Annotated in this window: 1 protein-coding gene; it reads right to left on the bottom strand. The window is 64.7% G+C overall.

Annotation, left to right across the window (positions count from 1 at the left end; translation table 11 throughout):
* Positions 1–892 (bottom strand): IS5 family transposase gene (locus tag ACWAUG_RS13615; RefSeq protein ID WP_460802838.1). Its coding sequence is split into 2 segments (ribosomal slippage): positions 1–537 and positions 539–892, totalling 891 coding nucleotides; the frame shifts between segments, so codons are not numbered across the junction.
* Positions 893–947 lie beyond the last annotated feature (55 nt).

Below are 947 nucleotides of genomic sequence, written 5' to 3'. Positions count from 1 at the left end.
CTAGGCCGTGTTGATCAAGTCTGATTTGATCCAGATCAGCGTGGCGGCGAGGCTGACGGCGGCGCGGTAGCTGCGCACGAGCTTGTCGGATCGCATCGCGATGCCGCGCCACTGCTTGAGCTTGTTGAAGCAGCGTTCGACGACGTTGCGCCCCTTGTAGCGCTCCTGCTGCTGGTCGCCGAAGTCGATCGGTCGGCCTGACTTCTTTCGGCGGTGCGCGATCTGGTCGTCACGCTCGGGGATGGTCGCGGCGATACCTCGGTCGCGGAGCCATGCTCGGTTCGCCTTCGACGGGTATCCCTTGTCGGCGAGCACTCGGTTGGGGCGAGTGCGGGGCCGGCCTTTCCCAAGGCGGGGGACGCGGATGTCCTCGAGCGTCGCGGTCATCATGGTGGTGTCATTGACGTTCCCGCCAGTGATCATCATGCCCAACGGTCTGCCACGACCATCGCAGACAAGGTGCAGCTTCGTTGTCAGCCCGCCGCGGGAGCGGCCGATGCCGTGATCAGGCGGCTCGAACCACGGATTCTTGTGATTCGGCAGAGCCCCCTGTGTCCCGCGGGAGTGTGGCGCCGTGCTGATGCACTCGCGCGATGGTCGAGTCGATCGAAACCACCCACTCGATCTTCCCGGCGGCGTCGGCCTGCTTCTGCACCTCGGCGAGCAGTCGCTCCCAGGTGCCGTCCTCGGCCCATCGGTTGAACCGCTTGTAGATCGAGTTCCACTTCCCGAACCTCTCCGGCACGTCCCGCCACGGGGCGCCGGTCCGGTACTTCCACGCCATGCCCTCGACAGCGAGTCGGTGATCCGTCCATGGACGCGACCGTCCGCTCACCGTCGGCATCAGCGGCTCCATCACAGACCACACCTCATCAGAGATCTCGTGTCGCATCACCGTTCAAGAGTCACCCACGCGACGCCAAATCCACTTGATCAACACGGCCTAG

This window comes from Microbacterium sp. GXF6406, assembly GCF_054798215.1.
Note: the sequence above shows the minus strand (reverse complement) of the source record. Positions and strands in the feature narration are given on the sequence as shown.